Raw genomic sequence first — 17,814 nt, forward strand, 5'->3', positions numbered from 1 at the left:
CTTGAGAGTGACTGTGTACCGACCTGGTAAGCAGGCCGATACACAAGGCGCGGCGGTCAGTTGCCCAGGCGCGCGGTGACCTCGTTCAACTGCCCCGACAAGCCATGCAGGTTGCGGCTTGCCGCTTCGGTGCGCTGCACGTTGTCCAGATTGGTACTGGCGATGCTGGTGATCTCGGTCAGGTTGCGCGAAATGTCCTCGGCCACCGAGGTTTGCTCTTCCGCGGCCGTGGCGATCTGGCGGTTCATGTCACGGATCGCCTCCACGGCCACGGTGATCCGCTCCAGCATCGCCCCGGCCTGGGTCACTTGCTCGACGCTCTGCTCGCTGCGTGACTGGCCGCTTTCAATGGCCTGGGCGGCGTCCACCGCGCCGGTCTGCACGGTCTGGATAATCTGGTTGATCTCGATGATCGAGGCCGCCGTGCGCTGCGCCAGGCTGCGCACTTCGTCCGCCACCACCGCAAAACCACGCCCGGCCTCACCGGCGCGAGCCGCCTCGATGGCCGCATTCAGCGCCAGCAGGTTGGTCTGTTCGGCAATCCCGCGGATCACCTCCAGCACTTTACCGATGCGCCCGCTGTCGGTTTCCAACTGGCGAATAACCTTCGCGGTGTTGGCGATTTCGCCGCGCATCAGGGTGATGGTGTGGATGGTGCCCTGCATCACCTGTTCGCCCTGTTGCGCCGAGTGATCGGCATCGTCGGCCGCGCGCGCCGCATCGGCGGCGTGGCGCGCCACTTCCTGGGCCGTGGCAGACATCTCGTTCATGGCCGTGGCCACCTGGTCGGTGCGGTTGAACTGCTCATTGGTGCCCTGAGCCATCAACCCGGCAATGGAGCTCAACTCGCCGCTGGCGCTGTCCAGGTCGGAGGTGCTGCGTTGCAGGCGGCTGAAGGTGTCGGCGAGGAAATCACGCAGGGTGTTGGCGGCCATGGCCAAGCGGCCCAGCTCGTCCTGGCGGTCACTGGCGACACGTTCGGCAAAACGCCCCTGGCTCAGTTGCGCGACATACTCGATCAGGGTGCGGATCGGCTGCACCAGGTTGCGGTTGACCAGCCACAGGCTGAACAGGCCGATCATCAGGCCTGACGCCAGCATTACCAGAATCCCGATCCAGATCGTGCGTTCAGCCGCGGCACTGATCAGCAGCGACTGCTGGTCACCCTGCTTGCGCAACTGGCCGACCAACTCACTCATCTGCTCGCTGGTAGCGCGATCCAGCCCCTTGACCGCCACATCACCGGCCGCCGGATCGGCACCCGCCGCCACATAGGCATCGCGCCCTTTCTGATAGGCCGCACCGAGCTGGCGATGCTCTTCACGCAGGCGTTCGATCTGGCTCTTCAACTGCGCGTCGACACCTGGGGCCATCGCCAACTGGCCCAGAATGCCCTGGACATCGCTCTGGCGGTCTTCGAACAATTTCCAGTATTTGCTGCGCTCTTCAGGCTGTTTGCCGCGCAGCAGGACGTTCTTCCATTCCTGGACCTGGCTCTTGAACTGCAGGTTGGCCTCGTCGACCAGCTGCGAAGTGCGCAGCGGCCCCTCGATCAGATTGCGATAACTTTGCACACCATTGGACAGGAAGTTGAAACACGCCAGGGCGATCAACAACATCGCAAACAGGCTGCCGCTCAACAAGGCGAGCGTTTGCGCGCGCAGGGATTTTTGCAAGAACATCAAATGAGATCTCATGGCAGGGATGGAACACATCCGAAATGGACGTGGGTGGCACACAGACATCCCTGTCAGGGCAATCGACGACGGGCCGATGCTCGACTGCTGTGAGCGTGATCGGCGCGCAGCAGGCTTTCTTGAGCGCCTCCGACCACCGGTAGCAGGGCGCGCATTCTGCACCTGAAACTGTCACAAAAACATCAAAAAGCCTTGCGATGATAAAGCCCAAGTGAACCTGTAAAACGCCTACAGGTGCAGGCTGTGTGAAAACGTAGCGAGTGAAGGCAAGACAAGGCAAAAACAGGCGAGGAAGCGGAGTTTACTGGCTGTAAATGAGCATTCCGAGCCTGTTTTTAACGCAGTATTGCCAAACGCAGTAGTTTTCACACTGCCTGCATGGCTTCCCTCCAGCGAGACTCCATGAACCACAGCATCGACCAAAGCCATCGCGATTCCGATCTGTTCGGCCTGTTGTACGGCTTCAGTTTTCTCCCGGGGCAAGCCGGCCGCGAGTTGGACTCGGCCAAGGCCCTGGAATGCCTGAAACAAGCGGGGGACGGTGAAGAGTTTCTCTGGCTGCACCTGAACCTGGCCCACGCGGCCTGCGAGCGCTGGATGAAGGCTCACCTGGAATTGCCTGAAGAGTTTTTCGAAGCGCTGCATGAAGGCTCGCGCTCCACCCGCATCGAGCATGTGGACTCAGCACTGCTGGCGGTGGTCAACGACGTGGTGTTCAACTTCAGCAGCATGGTCTCATCGGATATATCGACCCTGTGGGTCTGCGCCCGCAGCCGCCTGATTGTCAGCGCCCGCCTGCAACCCCTGCACTCGGTGGACAAACTGCGCTCCTCGGTCAAGGCCGGCGAGCGCTTTCGCTCGCCCCTGGAACTGCTGGTGCACCTGTTGCGCGACCAGGGCGAGGTACTGACCCAGATCGTGCGCAAGACCAGCCAGAGCGTGGACCAGATCGAAGACCAACTGCTGGCGGCCCGGGTCTCCACCAACCGCGCCGAACTCGGGGCCATGCGCCGGGTGCTGGTGCGCCTGCAACGCCTGCTGGCACTGGAGCCGGGCTCGCTGCTGCGGCTGCTCAACCGGCCGCCGCAATGGCTGCAGAAGGAGGACGTCAAGGAGCTGCGCAAATCCACCGAGGAGTTCGCGCTGATCATCAACGACCTCACGGCCCTGGGGGAGCGGATCAAACTGTTGCAGGAAGAAATCGCCGCCAACCTCAACGAACAGACCAACCGCACCCTGTTCACCCTGACCGTGGTCACCGTGCTCGCGCTGCCGATCAACATCATCGCCGGCTTTTTCGGCATGAACGTGGGCGGCATTCCGTTTTCCGCAGATCCCGAAGGCTTCTGGATCCTGGTGGCCCTGGTCGCCACCTTCACCCTGTTCGCCGGCCGCTGGGCCTTTCGCAAACGCCAGGACTACTGAGCCAACGCCCGCTGGCCCCCGATGCCCCTCATCACCCCCTGACCACCACAGCACCTGCCCCGGCCGGAGCCACAAGCCCCGTAGCCGCTGCCGAGCCCGCGAGGCTGCGCTGGCCCTGCGTGACACCCCATACCCCCCCACGCCCACGGCGCCTGAAACGGTATGCAGAAAGGCCCATTCAGATCAGCGGCCCTCCCCAATCGCACAAACACTGACCTGACGCAGTCTCTCTGTAACATTTGGCAACGATCATGGAGCCCACTCCTCCCCTCCACAGGATTGTCCGGCAATGGCCACCCCTTCCCTGACTGCCGCCGCCCCCTCTTCCGCCCGCGAAACCAAGCCCCAGCTGGATAAAAAGGCCAGCCCCTTCACCCTGGTGATGTTTTTCGCGGTACTGGCCATGGGCTTGCTGTTCACCGCCTACAGCCTGATGCACGACATGCACGAACTGGGCACCACCGTGACCACCTGGACCCCGTTCCTGCTGCTCGGCGTGGCGCTGCTGATCGCCCTGGGCTTCGAATTCGTCAACGGTTTCCATGACACCGCCAACGCCGTGGCGACGGTGATCTACACCCACTCGCTGCCGCCGCATTTCGCCGTGGTCTGGTCGGGTTTTTTCAATTTCCTCGGGGTGCTGCTGTCCAGCGGCGCCGTGGCCTTCGGCATCATTGCCCTGCTGCCGGTGGAGCTGATTCTGCAAGTCGGCTCATCGGCCGGTTTCGCCATGATCTTCGCCCTGCTGATTGCCGCCATCCTGTGGAACCTCGGCACCTGGTGGCTGGGGTTGCCGGCGTCGTCGTCCCACACCCTGATCGGCTCGATCATCGGTGTCGGCGTGGCCAATGCCCTGATGCATGGCCGCGACGGCACCAGCGGCGTGGACTGGGGCCAGGCCACCAAAGTCGGGTACGCCCTGCTGTTTTCGCCGCTGATCGGCTTCGCGTTCGCCGCCCTGCTGCTGTTGGCCCTGCGCCTGTTCGTGAAGAACCGCGCGCTGTACAAGGCGCCCAAAGGCAACACCCCGCCGCCGTGGTGGATTCGCGGCATGCTGATCCTCACCTGCACCGGCGTGTCCTTCGCCCACGGCTCCAACGACGGCCAGAAAGGCATGGGCCTGATCATGCTGATTCTGGTCGGCACCCTGCCCATGGCCTACGCGCTGAACCGCACCATGCCGGCCGACCAGGCCCTGCAATTCGCCGCGGTGGCCGAAGTCACCCAGCAGGCTCTGAGCAAAGGTTCGCCCCAGGCGGCGCCCGCCGATCCGCGGCCGATCCTTTCCGATTACGTGCGCAACAAGCAGGCCACGCCTGAGCTGATCCCGGCGCTGGCGGCGCTGGCCGGCCATATCGGCAACGAAGTGAAGGGCTATGGCTCGCTGTCCAAAGTGCCGGCCGAGGCCATGGGCAACGTGCGCAACGACATGTACCTGACCAGCGAAACCATTCGCCTGATGGACAAGAACAAGGTCGGCCACTTTGACGCCGACACCCAGGACAAGCTGCAGCTGTTCAAGCAACAGATCGACAACGCCACACGCTTCATTCCGCTGTGGGTCAAGATCGCCGTGGCCATCGCCCTTGGCCTTGGGACCATGGTCGGCTGGAAACGTATCGTGGTGACGGTCGGTGAAAAGATCGGCAAGACCCACCTGACCTACGCCCAGGGCGCCTCGGCGGAAACCGTGGCCATGCTGACCATCGGCGCCGCCGACATGTTCGGTCTGCCGGTATCGACCACCCATGTCCTGTCATCGGGCGTGGCCGGGACCATGGTCGCCAACGGCGGCGGGCTGCAGATGCGCACCATCCGCAACCTGCTGATGGCCTGGGTCCTGACCCTGCCGGCGGCGATCCTGTTGTCGGGCAGTTTGTATTGGTTGTTTACCCAACTGTTTTGAGCGGACGTGTAGTTGTCAGGCTTGGGCTGCGCTTGGACGTGGGTTGAGGTGGGTCGGGGTATCAGGGAGGGAAATGGTGCATCCGACGGACAGCGTACGAACGCGGCCCGAGTCTGCGGCAGCGGCTACGGGTGTAGCCGCCGTGGTGTTCAGGAGGGAAACAGCTTGCGCAGGCAAGCCAGTTTTTTCTTGTAGGAGCGCCGGGCCTCCAGCGCCTGTTCGAGGGTCACCGCGACGAAACGGGCCTTCTGGTTGGGTTGCATCTGGCCGATCAGGTCGAGGTCGGCGCTGATCACGGTGCCGATCATGGCGTAGCCGCCACCGGACACCGCGTCCCGATGCAACACGATCGGCTCGAGCCCCGCAGGCACCTGGATCGAACCGATCGGGTAACAGCTGTCGACGATGTTCGACGGATCGGAGCCGGCACCAAACGGCTGCTCCCGCGGCTGAAAGCCCAAGGCACTGCCGCCCTTGAAGCGATAGCCGATACGGTCAGCTTCGGAGCCCACGGTCCAGGGCTCGGCAAAAAAGCTGACCTTGGCCGCCTCGCTCAAGCGCTCGTAATACAGGCCGGGCACCACCCGCAGCGTGACCTCGCCACCCAGGGACTGACGTAAAGCCATGGGCAAACTTGCACCGACCCGGCTCTTGCCGCTGTCCACACCCACTGGCAACTCATCGCCGACGGCCAACCGCCGCCCCTGGAAACCGCCCAGGGCGCCGAGGGTGTAAGTGGAACGACTGCCCAATACCAGCGGCACATCGATGCCGCCGGCGACCGCCAGGTAAGCGCGGGCGCCGGCCTTGGGAAAGTCGAAGCGCAACACTTGCCCGGCCTTGACCGCAAAGGCCGTGTCCAGGTGCATGTCCACCCCATCGAGCTTGGGCGTCATGTGCGCGCCGCAGACCGCCACCAGGGCATCGCGGCAAAACTCCAGCTCCGGCCCGACCAGCGTGCACTCCAGCGCCGCCGCACCCGGCGGGTTGCCGACCAGTTGGTTGGCCGCGCTCAAGGCGTATTGATCCAGGGCCCCGGACGGCGGAATACCCAGGTGGTAATAGCCTTCGCGCCCCAGATCCTGCACCGATGTGGCCAGGCCCGGTTTGATGACCTTGATCATGCCAACGCCTCCTGTAACGACTTCGGATAGCCGACCGGGTCGGCGAGAAAGGCATCCAGTGAAAACTCCACCGGCCGGATACGCAGGTCGAAACGGCCGGCCTCCACCTCGGCCACCGCCAGGTCGTAGGCCTCGCGGTCCATGGCTTTGAACTGGACGATGTCGCCGGGGCGGAAGAACACCATGTGCTCCTTCAGATACGCCAAGGTTTGCTCGGGGTCGTAGATCGGTGCCGGGGTCACGCCAAACATCTGATAACCGCCCGCCCCGCGCACCGAGTAGATGCAGCCGAAACAGCCGCCGTGGCCCAGGGTCAGCTTCGGCGTATCGGTGCGTGGCCGCAGGTATTTGGGCACCTGCAACTGGCGCTCGCGCTCGACCATCTGGAACATGAACGGCAAGCCGGCGACAAAGCCGACCATCGACACAAACCAGGGCGCGCCACTGTGGGCCGCGATAAACGCCTCGACGTCGGCCAGGCCGTTGATCCGCGCGGCGTACTCAAGGTCCGTGGCGCTCGGGTCCTGATGGCGGTCACGAAAACGCATCAGGGTTTCGTGGGTCCAGGGATCGTTGTACAGCACCGGAATCTCGATGATCCGGGTGTGCAAGCTGCGTTCGGCCACGGCACCGGCCTCGGCGCCGCGCACCGCTTCCAGCAGCGCCTGGGGCGCGATGCGGTCGGGGTCGAAACGGATCTGGAACGAAGCATTGGCCAGGCATATGTCCAGCACCCCATCCAGGGCCAGGCGCTCCACGGCGCGGGTCACGGCCATGCCCTTGAAAAACGCCTCCAGGGACATGCTGTCGCTGACCTCGGCGAACAGGTGCTCATCGGCACCAAAGCTGTAGCGAATCGCTGTGCTCATGCCTCACCTGCCCGGCACTCAATCACCGCAGGTTGGCCCGGGACCGGTACGGCCTGGGTGGTAACACTGTATTCGGCCATGTCTGTTCCTCTTGGAATACTTGTAGAAAGGCAGGCAAAAAAATTCAACGCATTGAGCAAAACCCGAGGTCTGCGCACTCGGTGTTTCAGGGCATCAGCGCGGCGCGCGCACCTCAATACCGGCCTGGTCCAGCGCCTGGCGAGTGGCCTGGACCAAGGCCAGGGCGCCGGGGGTGTCGCTGTGCAGGCAGATGGAATCGAAGGCGATGGGCAGGTCTTGACCTTCGACCGTGCGCACCAGGCCGCTCTGGCAGGCGCGCAAGACCTTGGCCGCGACTTCGCCAGGATCCAGCGCGCGCACTTGGCGGGTGAAGACGATGGAGCCGCTGAGGTCGTAGTCGCGATCGGCGTAAAACTCACGGATCACCGGTTGCCCCAGCTCGCGGGCCACGCGCCAGATCACCGAATCGGGCATGCAGTACAACAGCAACTGCGGCTCCAGGCGTTGCAGGTTTTCCACCAGCAGCCGCGCGGCCTGTTCATCCCGGGCCAGGTGCATGTACAGCGCGCCGTGGGGCTTGATGTGTTGCAGCGGTACGCCTTGGGCCCGGGCAATTTCCCGCAGGGCGCCGAGTTGGTAGAGCATGTCGTCGACCAGTTCCTGGGCCGGGGCATGGATGTGCCGGCGGCCAAAACCCACCAGGTCGCGGAACCCCGGGTGAGCACCAATGGCCACCCCCAGGCGCTTGGCGGTCTCGACCGTGCGGCGCATGGTGCCGGGGTCGCCGGCGTGAAAGCCGGTGGCGATATTGGCTGAACTGATAAACCCCATCAGCTCGGTGTCGACGCCATCGCCGATGGTCCAGGGGCCGAAGCTTTCACCCATGTCCGAATTGAAATCCACTGCCTGCATCACCGTTGCTCCGCCTGTCGTGACTGGTTGCAGGCAAAATTAGGCTGCGGGCCGACCCCTTGGGAAGATCTATTATCAGATAGGGTATCTTCTGAAAAACAGATAATACTGTAGCCGCTGCCGCAGGCTGCGCTGGCCCCGGTGGGCGATGCAGAGCGTTGGGTTTATCGGTGCCTGTTCGGGACAGCGCAGCCTCGCACGGCTCGGCAGCGGCTACGGGCGTTTATTGGATCAATGTGGGTGGTTTGAGGAGTTGTTGATGTCTTTGACGTTGCGTCAGGTGCGCTACTTTGTGGCCACTGCCGAGATCGGACAGATTTCCCAGGCGGCGATTCACCTGAATATTTCCCAGTCGGCGGTGACCACAGCGATCAAGGAACTGGAAGCCATGCTCGCGGTGCAGCTGTTCGTGCGCTCGGCCCAGGGCATGAACCTGACCGATGCCGGGCGGCATTTTCTCAACCGCGCCTACGTGATTCTGCGCAGCGTCGACGACGCCTTGAACAGCCCACTGCCGGACTACCGCGCCAGCGGCGTGCTGCGCCTGGCGGCAAGCTACACGGTGATCGGCTATTTCCTGCCCCATCACCTGCAACGCCTGGAACACTGGCACCCGGACGTGACCATCGAGGTCCACGAGCAGGAGCGCCAGGCCATCGAACAAGGTCTGCTGGAAGGCCGCTTCGACATGGCGGTGGTGCTGACCGCCAACCTTACCCACCCGGCTATCGTCTCGGAGATTCTGTTCAACTCCGAACGGCGCCTGTGGCTGCCCAGCCACCACCCGCTGTGCGAGCGGGCGGCGGTCAGCCTGGCCGACGTGGCCCGCGAGCCCTACATCCTGCTCACGGTGGATGAGGCTGAACAAAGTGCCATGCGCTACTGGGAACACGCCCGGCAGCAACCCAAGGTGCGGGTGCGCACCAGTTCGGTGGAGGCGGTGCGCAGCATGGTGGCCAACGGCAGCGGGGTGGCGATTCTGTCCGATCTGGTGCATCGCCCCTGGTCACTGGAGGGCAAGCGCATCGAGACCCTGACCGTCACCGACCCGGTCACGCCCATGAGCGTGGGCCTGGCCTGGCACCGCGAGCGGGACTTCACCCCGGCGATGCAGGCATTGCGTGATTATTTCCACGATGCGTTTCTGGCACCGCAGCAGTTGTCGGCTCGGCGCTGATCAGCTCAGGGGCAAGGGGTGGATGGCACTTGCGCCCAGCGCCGAGCGGTACTGGCAATGCTCTGCGCCAGTTGCCCGATGGCCTGCTGGTGCGCCAATACCAACACCTCAAGTTCGACACTGGCCGGCTGGCGGATCTGGCTGCTGCAGGTCAGGCTCCGAGCCTGTGCGCCCTCGCCGCGCAGGCGCAGGCTCCATACCACATCGATCAAGGCATAGCGCCCCGGCAACGAATCAAAGCGCCGCACATCCGTCTGCAACGACAGCACCGGGCGCCCGGCCTGCTTGGGCAACCCTTCGAGGTTGCGTGTCCCCAACCTCACCTCCAGCTGGCTGGCCAGGGCGTCATGAAACTCATCCACCAGCGGCGCACTCCAGCGCTGGGTTTCCAGAATCGCCAAGGTCCCGCCATCCTGGCGCACCACCAACTGTGGCTGGTCGACCTGGGCCGGAATGCGCACCGTCGCCATCTCGAATTGAAACCCCGGCGCCGCAACGCCGGCGGCGGCCCCTTCGGCCACGGGCGACATCAGCGTGTAATAACGGGTCGGCGCCGAACTGCAGGCCGCCAAGCCCACTACCGCACTCAACAACAGGATGGGGGTTTTCATGGCTGGGCTTCCGGCTCGGGTTCACGAACAGAGGATGACGTAGATTTGTAGGCATCCGGCTGATTGTCCTTGAGGCGACCGCGAATCAACGACTCGGGATGGCGGCTGAGGAAGTCGGTCAACACCCGTACCGAACGCGCAGTGCGTTGCACTTCATCCATCGCCTGGCCCAGGCGCAGGCGCTCTGGCGAGTCCTCGGAAAAGCTGTCGTTGGCGGTGGCCAGGGTTTTCCGGGTCTGCACTAGGGTATCGCGCATCTGCGGCAGCACCTCGCCGTTGACCTGCTTCAGGGTCTTGTTCATTTCCCCGAGGCTGGAATTGAGGTTGTTGGCGATGGCATCGAGCGGCAATTTGCTGATTTTCTCGACCACTTGCTGCACTTGCTCCTGCAGCTTGTCGAGGCTGCCCGGCACGGTCGGAATCTCCAGCGGCTTGGCGTTCTGATCGAACGCGACCGGCTTGGCGTTGGGCATGAAGTCCAGGGAAATCAGCAATTGCCCGGTCAGCAGGTTGCCGCTGCGCGCCTGGGCCCGCAGGCCGCGCTTGACGAAGCCGGCGATCAACTCTGCTGAGCGCGCTTCGTCCTCCCCGCCCCATTCCTTGAGCAGCTTTTCCTGAACCTTGCCTAGGCGATTGGGATAGATCACCACGCCGACCACGGTCCAGAAGTCCTTTTTCTGCTCGTCGAAATCCAGGTTCATCGACACCACTTTGCCGATGTTCACCCCCAGGAACTCCACCGGTGCATTGATCGCCAGCCCGCGCAACGGCTGGTCAAAACGCATGCGCATGTAGCGCGGCTCGCCATCGGGCGGGGCCAGCGCAGTGTCCTGGTCGTCGAACAGGGTGTAGGTGGCGTTTTCGGCGGCAGGCACCGGGTTCGGGCTGTACTTGGGTTCGACAAAGGCAATGCCGCCCGCCAGGATCGACGACAGGGACTCGGTGTTGACCTTGAGCCCGTTGGCCCCCAGGGTCACGTCCACGCCGCTGGCGTTCCAGAAGCGCGAATCGGTGGTGACGTACTGGTCATTGGGCGAGTTGACGAACACCCGCACATCCACCCCTTTGCCATCGCTGGCCAGTTGATAGGAAATCACCTGCCCGACCTGGATCCGCCGGTAATAGACCGGCGAGCCGATGTCCAGCGAACCCAGGTCATCGGTGCGCAGGGTGAAGCGCTTGCCCTGCTGGCCGTAGGTCACCGCCGGCGGGGTTTCCAGGCCGACGAACTGTTTGCTGGTCTTGCCTGATTGCCCGGCGTCGGCGCCGATGAAAGCCCCGGAAAGCAAGGTGTCGACCCCGGAGATACCGTTGGCGCCGATACGGGGTCGCACCACCCAGAACATCGAATCATCGGCGGTGAACGGCTGGGCCGACTGATCCAGTTCGACGGTGGCGTTGACCTTGCTGCGGTCATCGCTCAGGGCAATGGCGGTGACCTTGCCGATCACCACATTCTTGTATTTGACCTGGGTCTTGTTGGCTTCCAGGCCTTCTGCGGTCAGGAAGCTGATGGAAATCTGCGGCCCGGCCGACAGGGAGTTGTTGATCATCATCGACACCCCGACCAGGGCAGCGACAATCGGCACCAGCCAGACCAGGGATACGTTGAAGCGCCGTGTCCTGACCGCCGGAGTGCCTGGGGCAGGCGATTGCTTGAAACCTGGATCATCAGACATCTTCCACCTCTACATCCCAGATGAGCCGGGGATCGAAACTCATGGCCGCCAACATCGTCAGCACCACAACCAAACCAAAAAACAGAATGCCCATGCGCGGCTCGATCGAGCTCAGGGCGCGGAACTGCACCAGCGCGGCCACCAGCGCGACCACGATTACGTCGAGCATCGACCAGTAACCGATCACTTCGATAAACCGATAGAGCCGGGCGCGCTCGCGCATCGCCCAATGGCTGCGCCGCTGGCAACTGATCAGGAGGGTCGCCAGGGCAAAGAACTTGATGCAGGGCACGACCACGCTGGCGATAAAGATCAGCAGCGCGATGTCCCAGGAGCCGTGGCTCCAGAACTCGTAGACGCCGCTGAGAATGGTGTTTTCACTGCCGCTGCCGAACATGCTGGTGTACATGACCGGCAACAGGTTGGCCGGGATATAGAAAATCAGACTCGCCAGCAGGAACGCCCAGGTGCGCGTCAGGCTGTTGGGCTTGCGCCTGTGCACGGCGCCATCGCAGCGTGGACAGTGATGGACGTCTTGCGCGCAGACCTGGCCGCAGGTATGGCAGAGCATCAATTGCAGGTCGCGGGCATAGGGTGGCGCGCTCATCAATAGCGGCCCTCCAGGTCGTGCCAGAGCCGGCGGATGTCTTTGCCGGAAATCAGGATAATCAGCACCGTCAACATCGACAGCGCCCACAGCCCAAGGCCCGGGTGCACATCGAGCATGCCCGCCAGCTTGACGATGGCCACCAGGATGCCCAGCAGGCACACCTCGAGCATGCTCCAGGGCCGCAGGTGTTCCAGGGTGCGCATGCACATCTTGAAGCCCGGCGCGGCGCGGCCGACATTGGCAAAGCCCAGCAACCAGCACAGCAGAACGATCTGCAGGCAGGGGGCAAGGATGATGGTCAATCCGGTGACAGCGGCAATCAGACTGATCCGCCCATAGGCCAGGGCCTCGACCGATTGCCAGAGGGTGGCTTCGTTGCTCAGGCCTTCGAGGCTGATCTTGATCACTGGAAAGGCGTTGGCGAACACAAACAGCACGGCAGCGGTAATCGACAGCGCAAACAGCTGTTGCACGCTCCAGCGGCTGGCCCTGGCGAGCACTGCGCCGCAGCGTGAACACTGGGCCGTCTGGCCTTTGCCAAGCGGCACTGATTGATACAGCGAATCGCAGTGCTCGCAGATGATCCAGGATGGAGAAAGGGTCATGGCCTTCAGCTAGTCGAGGGAACAGCAGATTCGGTTACATGAACCGGCACATCGTTTCTATCAATCATCACCCTGGCCGGTTCCAGGCTCCAGGCCTGCAGCCCCAAGACCGAGTGCGCTTCGAGCGTCACCCTGAAGGTCGCTATCAGGGCTCTGCATCGGGCTGTTGCAGGCTGCAATGCAGCATAGCCAACTCAAGCGCGGGTTGCTGTTTAAAGCAACGCCGCTTCTGTTGACGCTGACTGAGGCGCCGCGCCGCTTGGCCATCGACTCTCGGCAGCGGACTCTATGACCCAGGCCCGTGACATTAGTTCGCCATTCGCAGGCGCATCAGGCGCTCCCGCGCCAGGTCGTACAGCCAGTGATACAGGTAGGTGTACGGCAGGAAAAACAGCAGCACGCCGATATCCAGCAGCAAGGCCTGCCACAGGCTGACCTGCAACCACCAGGCAATCAGCGGCACACTGACCGCCACCAGCCCGCCTTCGAACAACAGGGCGTGCAAGACCCGGGTCCAGGGGCTGTGGCTCAACGCCAGGCGCTTGAGCAGGCGATCGAACACGCTGTTGAACACCACGTTCCAGGCCAGGGCAATCAGGGCAATGCCCAGGGTAACCGCGCCCATGTTCACCAGGGGCTTGTCCATCAACCAGGCCAGTAACGGTGTACAGATCAGCATCGCCAGCACTTCGAAGCCAACGGCCTGGGCAACGCGTTCTTTCAGGGATTTCTGGGGGCTCATGGTTCGGCTCCAGGGGTGAATGTGGTTGCCATGATCCAATCAGATACCGATACTTCATAACCAATAACCATCGATCAAGGCGATAGTTCATGGCTTCACATGAAGTGCTGCTGGCGTTTGTCCAGGCGGCCACCCAGGGCTCGTTTTCGGCTGCCGCGCGCAAGCTGGGCAAGAGCCAGTCGACCATCAGCGCCGCTGTCGCCAGCCTGGAGATCGACCTGGATGTGCAGTTGTTCGACCGCAGCAGTCGCAAGCCCGGGCTGACTCCCGCCGGGCATGTACTGCTGCAGCGCGCCGAAGAGATCCTGGCGGCCACCAGTCGCCTGGAAATGGCCGCCAGCCAGTTGTCCCGGGGCGTCGAGGCCAAGCTGACGGTGGCGCTGTCCGACACCTATCAATCGGACCGCTTCGAGGCTTCCCTGCAGGCGTTCGAACAACGCTATCCGGACCTTGAACTGGAATGCCTGATCGCCGAATGCGAGGACCTGGTGGAACTGGTGCAACGCGGGCGGGCACAGATCGCCTTCGCCGAAATGCAGCCCAGCTACCCCACGGACCTGGATTGGGCCACCGTCGATGAACGCACCGAAATCGCTCTGTTTGTGTCGCCACAACATCCCCTGGCGAGCCTCGCCAAGGTCGACAAGGAGACCTTGCAACAGCATCGCGAACTGCGCCTGGCGACGGTGATCAACCCTTACGAAAGCCGTGCCCGGGGCCGTGTCTGGTCGGCCCCCAGCTACCTGATGCTGCTGGAAATGGCCCAGGGCGGTTTCGGCTGGGCGCCCTTGCCACGCTGGCTGGTAGAGCGCTTCGGCGCGGGCAGCCTGCATGAACTCGACGCCCGCGGCTGGCCGCGCCAGGTGGCAGTGGATGCTCTCTGGTCACGCCTGCATCCGCCCGGCCCGGCAGGCAGTTGGCTGCTGGGGCAGATGCTTGAGTAAGGGAACCAGCCTGTAGCCGCTGCCGCCAGGCTCGGCTACAGGGACGGCGGGAGGGCAGCGAGGCGGCGTTCGAGGAAGCGGCGTTCGGGCTCTTGGCGGGTCAGTTGCAGGGCCCGCAGGTACGCTTCGCGGGCCTGTTCGTCGCGGCCCAGCTGGCGGCAGAATTCGGCCCGGGCCGAGTGCACCAGGTGGTAATCCTGCAATTCGCCACGGGCCAGCAGCGCCTCGACCTGCTCCAACCCCGCCTGCGGACCGTCGCGCTGAGCGAGGGCCACGGCGCGGTTGAGTTCGATCACCGGCGATGGCAGCGCTCGCAACAGCACGTCATACAGGCCGACAATCTGCACCCAGTCGGTCTGGCCCGCCGTCGGCGCCTCGGCATGCACGGCTGCAATCGCCGCCTGCAGGCAGTAAGCCCCGAAGCGCCGGGTGCCCAGCGTCCGCTCGACCAGGGCGCAGCCTTCGACGATCAGTTCGGCGCTCCACAGCCGCCGATCCTGCTCATCCAGCAGCACCAGCTCGCCAGTCACGGAAACCCGCGCCGGGCGTCGCGACTCATGCAGCAGCATCAGCGCCAGCAGGCCCATGACTTCCGGTTCCGGCAGCAGCTCCAGCAACAGCCGCCCCAGGCGAATGGCCTCGCGGGTCAGCTCGTCACGGGTCAGCTCAGTGCCGACGGACGCCGAATAACCCTCGTTGAATACCAGATAAATCACCCGCAGCACGCTGTCCAGGCGCTCCGGCAGCTCACCCAGGGACGGCACCTGATAAGGAATTTTCGCCTCACGGATCTTGGCCTTGGCCCGCACAATGCGCTGGGCAATGGTCGCCGGGGCCGTGAGAAAGGCCCGGGCAATCTGTTCGGTACTCAGGTCGCAGATCTCGCGCAGGGTCAACGGCACTTGCGCATCCGCCGCCAGGGCCGGGTGGCAGCAGGTGAAGATCAGCCGCAGGCGATCATCTTCCACATCGTCCTCGCTCCACTCGGTCTGCTCCAACTGTTCCAACTGCCTGGCCAGCGCCGCCTGGGACGCAGCAAACCGCGCGCGCCGGCGCAGGCCGTCAATCGCCTTGAAGCGCCCAACCGAAACCAGCCAGGCCCGGGGGTTATCCGGCACGCCATCGCGCTGCCAACGTTCGACCGCGACAAAAAACGCCTCGTGCATGGCCTCTTCAGCCAGGTCGAAATCCCCCAGCAGGCGTATCAGGGTCGCCAGGATGCGCCGCGACTGCTCGCGGTAGACCGTCTCGACCAGTGCCGGGACGGCCTGCCCCGCGTGCCTGGGCATCAGTCCGGCATGCCTTGGGTGACCAGGGTGACCAATCGATCCAGGCTCTGACCCCAGCCTTCATGAAAACCCATTGCCTCATGGGCCTTTTGATCGGCTTCGCTCCAGTGCATGGCGCGCGCGCTGTAGAGGGTCTTGCCATCGACTTCGTCGAAGGTCACTTCGGCGGTCATGAAGGGCTTGGCCGAGGGGATCCAGCCCGGGACAAAGGCGTCGGTAAACACCAGCCGGCGCGGCGCGACGATCTCCAAGAACACCCCCATGGTCGGATATTCCTGGCCGTCCGGCGCGCGCATCAGGGTGCGAAACTGGCCACCGACCCACAGGTCCATCTCGCATTCGGGCGTGGTCATGCCATGGGGGCCCCACCATTGAGCGAGCAGGGCTGGCTCGGTCCAGGCACGAAACACCTTGCGCCGAGGCGCATCGATCAGGCGGCTGATGGACAGTTGGTACTGGGCAGGCGCGTGGCCTGCTTGCGCATGAGTCATGGTCAAACTCCTGTTTATGGTTGTTATCAGGGATTCAATTGACGTACCGGGCGCACCTCGACGCTGCCGACCCGCGCCGCCGGAATATGCCCGGCGACCTGGAGGGCTTCGTTCAGGTCCCGGGCCTCGATCAGGTAGAAACCGGCCAGTTGCTCCTTGGTTTCAGCGAATGGGCCATCGGTGATCGACAGCTTGCCGGCGCGCATGCGCACCGTGGTTGCGCTCTGCACCGACGCCAGCGCCTCGGCGGCGAGCATGCGGCCACTGCCCTGCACCGCTTCGGCGTAAGCCATGCATTCGGCGTCCGCCGGGCTGTCGGGCAAGCTGTGCAGCAACTGTTCGTCGCTGTAGACCAGGCATAGGTATTTCATGGGGGCTCTCCATGATCGGGCTGATCAACTATGGCCGCTGTTGGGCGCTTTGCCGAAAAACCCGACGATCAGGGTTGCAGGTCGAACTGGGTGCTGCCGCTTTGCATGTCGAACGGTGCCGACCAGTGCTCATGCCGCACCCGCCACTGTCCGTCGATACGCTGGTAACCGGCACTGACCCGCATCCAGCAGGCCTTGGTCTGCCCCTGCTCATCAGTACCGCCGCAATGGGCCAGCCAGTGGGCGAAGGCGATGTCGTCGGCGGCCACGATCTGCAATTGCTCGAAATCGAAAATCCCCGGCCCGGGGCAGAACTCCATGCACGCCTGCCAATGATCGCGGTAGGCCTGCTTGCCCTTGAATTGCAGGGCGCCCACCGCGTCGAAGGCGGTGATGTCATCGGCGTAGTAACTGACGATGCGCTCGATATCCTTGGCCATCACCGCCTGGCGCCAGGCGTCGATCAGGCTGCGGATCTGGGTTTCACTGGGGTGCATGCTCATGGGGGTACTCCTTGCCATTGAGTGAAGACACCCTTAGTCGTCTGCGCGCCCCGCCAATCGACATGCCCAAGAAAAAAATGCGCACGCACCGCAAATCGCTAAAATCGACGCCCCTCCAAAAACAACATGGACAGTGCCTTGACTACCCGACTGGTGCCTTACGAACAGCTCGACGCCACCCAGCGCGAGCAACTCGACGGACTTGAAGTACACCCGGAACAAAAGGCTTTTTCCGGCGACATCTACACCGCCCTGCATACCCTGCTCAAGGCGCCGGAGCCGGGCATCAAGGGCTTCGCTCTGCTCGCCGATGAACGGCCGGTGGCGTTTCTGCTGCTCAAGCACGGGCCATTCCTGCCGCACTGGGCCAGTGCTGGCACCGCCACCCTGCATGCCCTGCAAGTCGACCATCGGGTCCAGGGTCGGGGTTACGGCCAGGCCTGCCTGCAAGCACTGCCCGAGGCGGCGCGCCTGGCCTGGCCGGAACTCAAGGGCTTGATGCTGTCGGTGGATGCCGATAATCAGGCCGCGCTCAAGCTCTACCTGAAACAGGGCTGGGTCGACAGCGGCGAGGCCTACAAGGGCCGCATCGGCTACGAGCGCAGGATGACCCTGAACTTCTAAGGCCTACAGCTCAAGCGCCATTTCGTGCCAGGCCATGCCGCCGTGGTCCGACGCCGAGGCTTTGCAGTAGACAAAGCCGAAGCGCTGGTATTAACCCGGCAATCAAATACACCAAATCATGCTGCGTAGGCGATACGTGGATGCCGGAAATAAGAACGGATTCTTTGAGGGCGTAATTGCAATCGTCTCATGACCGAGCGAACACGCCTTTCCA

General features: G+C 63.5%; 18 protein-coding genes and 1 pseudogene. 5 read left to right on the plus strand and 14 right to left on the minus strand.

Annotated elements, in window-relative coordinates:
* Positions 1-56: 56 nt before the first annotated feature.
* The gene (locus AC19YX_RS25800) at positions 57-1,682 is read right to left on the minus strand and encodes a methyl-accepting chemotaxis protein (RefSeq protein ID WP_500607310.1); all 1,626 of its coding nucleotides are present in this window, start codon (positions 1,680-1,682) and stop codon (positions 57-59) included.
* A 417-nt stretch (positions 1,683-2,099) separates the two neighbouring features.
* Between AC19YX_RS25800 and AC19YX_RS25805 the strand changes: the two genes are divergently transcribed.
* The gene (locus AC19YX_RS25805; protein ID WP_078470884.1) at positions 2,100-3,122 is read left to right on the plus strand and encodes a transporter; all 1,023 of its coding nucleotides are present in this window, start codon (positions 2,100-2,102) and stop codon (positions 3,120-3,122) included.
* A gap of 289 nt (positions 3,123-3,411) precedes the next feature.
* On the plus strand, positions 3,412-5,028 hold the full coding sequence (locus AC19YX_RS25810) for an inorganic phosphate transporter (protein ID WP_078470885.1): 1,617 nt from the start codon (positions 3,412-3,414) through the stop codon (positions 5,026-5,028).
* A gap of 149 nt (positions 5,029-5,177) precedes the next feature.
* Here the strand turns inward: AC19YX_RS25810 and AC19YX_RS25815 are convergent, their stop codons facing one another.
* The 3 genes from AC19YX_RS25815 to AC19YX_RS25825 all read right to left on the minus strand — a co-directional run bounded on the left by AC19YX_RS25815 (position 5,178) and on the right by AC19YX_RS25825 (position 7,954).
* Positions 5,178-6,152 (minus strand): 5-oxoprolinase subunit C family protein, encoded by a 975-nt coding sequence (locus AC19YX_RS25815; protein WP_500607311.1) that lies wholly within the window; start codon positions 6,150-6,152, stop codon positions 5,178-5,180.
* A complete protein-coding gene (locus AC19YX_RS25820; RefSeq protein ID WP_201132035.1) occupies positions 6,149-7,021 on the minus strand; it encodes a 5-oxoprolinase subunit B family protein in 873 nt (290 codons plus the stop codon). The genes AC19YX_RS25815 and AC19YX_RS25820 overlap by 4 nt, the downstream gene beginning before the upstream one ends.
* Positions 7,022-7,195: 174 nt before the next feature.
* Complete coding sequence (locus tag AC19YX_RS25825) at positions 7,196-7,954, minus strand: 5-oxoprolinase subunit PxpA (protein ID WP_078470888.1); 759 nt, start codon at positions 7,952-7,954, stop codon at positions 7,196-7,198.
* A 259-nt stretch (positions 7,955-8,213) separates the two neighbouring features.
* On the opposite strand from AC19YX_RS25825, the gene AC19YX_RS25830 reads away from it, so the two are divergent.
* Entirely contained in the window at positions 8,214-9,131 is a 918-nt protein-coding gene (locus AC19YX_RS25830) for a LysR family transcriptional regulator (protein ID WP_078470889.1), read from the plus strand.
* Positions 9,132-9,136: 5 nt separating this feature from the next.
* On the opposite strand, the gene AC19YX_RS25835 is transcribed toward AC19YX_RS25830, so the two are convergent.
* From AC19YX_RS25835 to AC19YX_RS25855, 5 genes are all read right to left on the minus strand, one after another.
* A complete protein-coding gene (locus tag AC19YX_RS25835) occupies positions 9,137-9,742 on the minus strand; it encodes a PqiC family protein (protein WP_500607312.1) in 606 nt (201 codons plus the stop codon).
* Entirely contained in the window at positions 9,739-11,421 is a 1,683-nt protein-coding gene (locus AC19YX_RS25840; RefSeq protein ID WP_500607313.1) for a PqiB family protein, read from the minus strand. Before AC19YX_RS25840 ends, AC19YX_RS25835 begins: the two co-directional genes overlap by 4 nt.
* Positions 11,414-12,028, minus strand: a complete 615-nt coding sequence (locus AC19YX_RS25845) for a paraquat-inducible protein A (RefSeq protein ID WP_078470892.1) — start codon at positions 12,026-12,028, stop codon at positions 11,414-11,416. The genes AC19YX_RS25840 and AC19YX_RS25845 overlap by 8 nt, the downstream gene beginning before the upstream one ends.
* Positions 12,028-12,636, minus strand: a complete 609-nt coding sequence (locus AC19YX_RS25850) for a paraquat-inducible protein A (RefSeq protein ID WP_078470893.1) — start codon at positions 12,634-12,636, stop codon at positions 12,028-12,030. The genes AC19YX_RS25845 and AC19YX_RS25850 overlap by 1 nt, the downstream gene beginning before the upstream one ends.
* Positions 12,637-12,943: 307 nt before the next feature.
* Positions 12,944-13,378: a multidrug/biocide efflux PACE transporter gene (locus AC19YX_RS25855; protein ID WP_078470894.1), complete on the minus strand. Its 435-nt coding sequence runs from the start codon at positions 13,376-13,378 to the stop codon at positions 12,944-12,946.
* An 89-nt stretch (positions 13,379-13,467) separates the two neighbouring features.
* On the opposite strand from AC19YX_RS25855, the gene AC19YX_RS25860 reads away from it, so the two are divergent.
* Positions 13,468-14,322 carry a LysR family transcriptional regulator gene (locus tag AC19YX_RS25860; RefSeq protein WP_078470895.1) on the plus strand — a complete coding sequence of 285 codons (855 nt, stop codon included), beginning with the start codon at positions 13,468-13,470 and terminating at the stop codon, positions 14,320-14,322.
* A gap of 35 nt (positions 14,323-14,357) precedes the next feature.
* Here AC19YX_RS25860 and AC19YX_RS25865 read toward each other — a convergent pair whose 3' ends face one another.
* From AC19YX_RS25865 to AC19YX_RS25880, 4 genes are all read right to left on the minus strand, one after another.
* On the minus strand, positions 14,358-15,611 hold the full coding sequence (locus tag AC19YX_RS25865) for an RNA polymerase sigma factor (protein ID WP_500607314.1): 1,254 nt from the start codon (positions 15,609-15,611) through the stop codon (positions 14,358-14,360).
* Positions 15,611-16,102: an SRPBCC family protein gene (locus AC19YX_RS25870; RefSeq protein WP_201132040.1), complete on the minus strand. Its 492-nt coding sequence runs from the start codon at positions 16,100-16,102 to the stop codon at positions 15,611-15,613. Before AC19YX_RS25870 ends, AC19YX_RS25865 begins: the two co-directional genes overlap by 1 nt.
* Positions 16,103-16,128: 26 nt before the next feature.
* Positions 16,129-16,473 carry a YciI family protein gene (locus AC19YX_RS25875; protein WP_020295733.1) on the minus strand — a complete coding sequence of 115 codons (345 nt, stop codon included), beginning with the start codon at positions 16,471-16,473 and terminating at the stop codon, positions 16,129-16,131.
* A 68-nt stretch (positions 16,474-16,541) separates the two neighbouring features.
* Complete coding sequence (locus AC19YX_RS25880) at positions 16,542-16,976, minus strand: YybH family protein (protein ID WP_078470899.1); 435 nt, start codon at positions 16,974-16,976, stop codon at positions 16,542-16,544.
* 138 nt (positions 16,977-17,114) lie between these two features.
* Between AC19YX_RS25880 and AC19YX_RS25885 the strand changes: the two genes are divergently transcribed.
* A complete protein-coding gene (locus tag AC19YX_RS25885) occupies positions 17,115-17,600 on the plus strand; it encodes a GNAT family N-acetyltransferase (protein ID WP_421548562.1) in 486 nt (161 codons plus the stop codon).
* A gap of 3 nt (positions 17,601-17,603) precedes the next feature.
* Here the strand turns inward: AC19YX_RS25885 and AC19YX_RS25890 are convergent.
* Positions 17,604-17,690: pseudogene (locus AC19YX_RS25890) on the minus strand (GNAT family N-acetyltransferase); the annotation flags it as partial.
* Between the last annotated feature and the right edge of the window lie 124 nt (positions 17,691-17,814).

It is taken from the genome of Pseudomonas sp. MF09150, assembly GCF_059862355.1.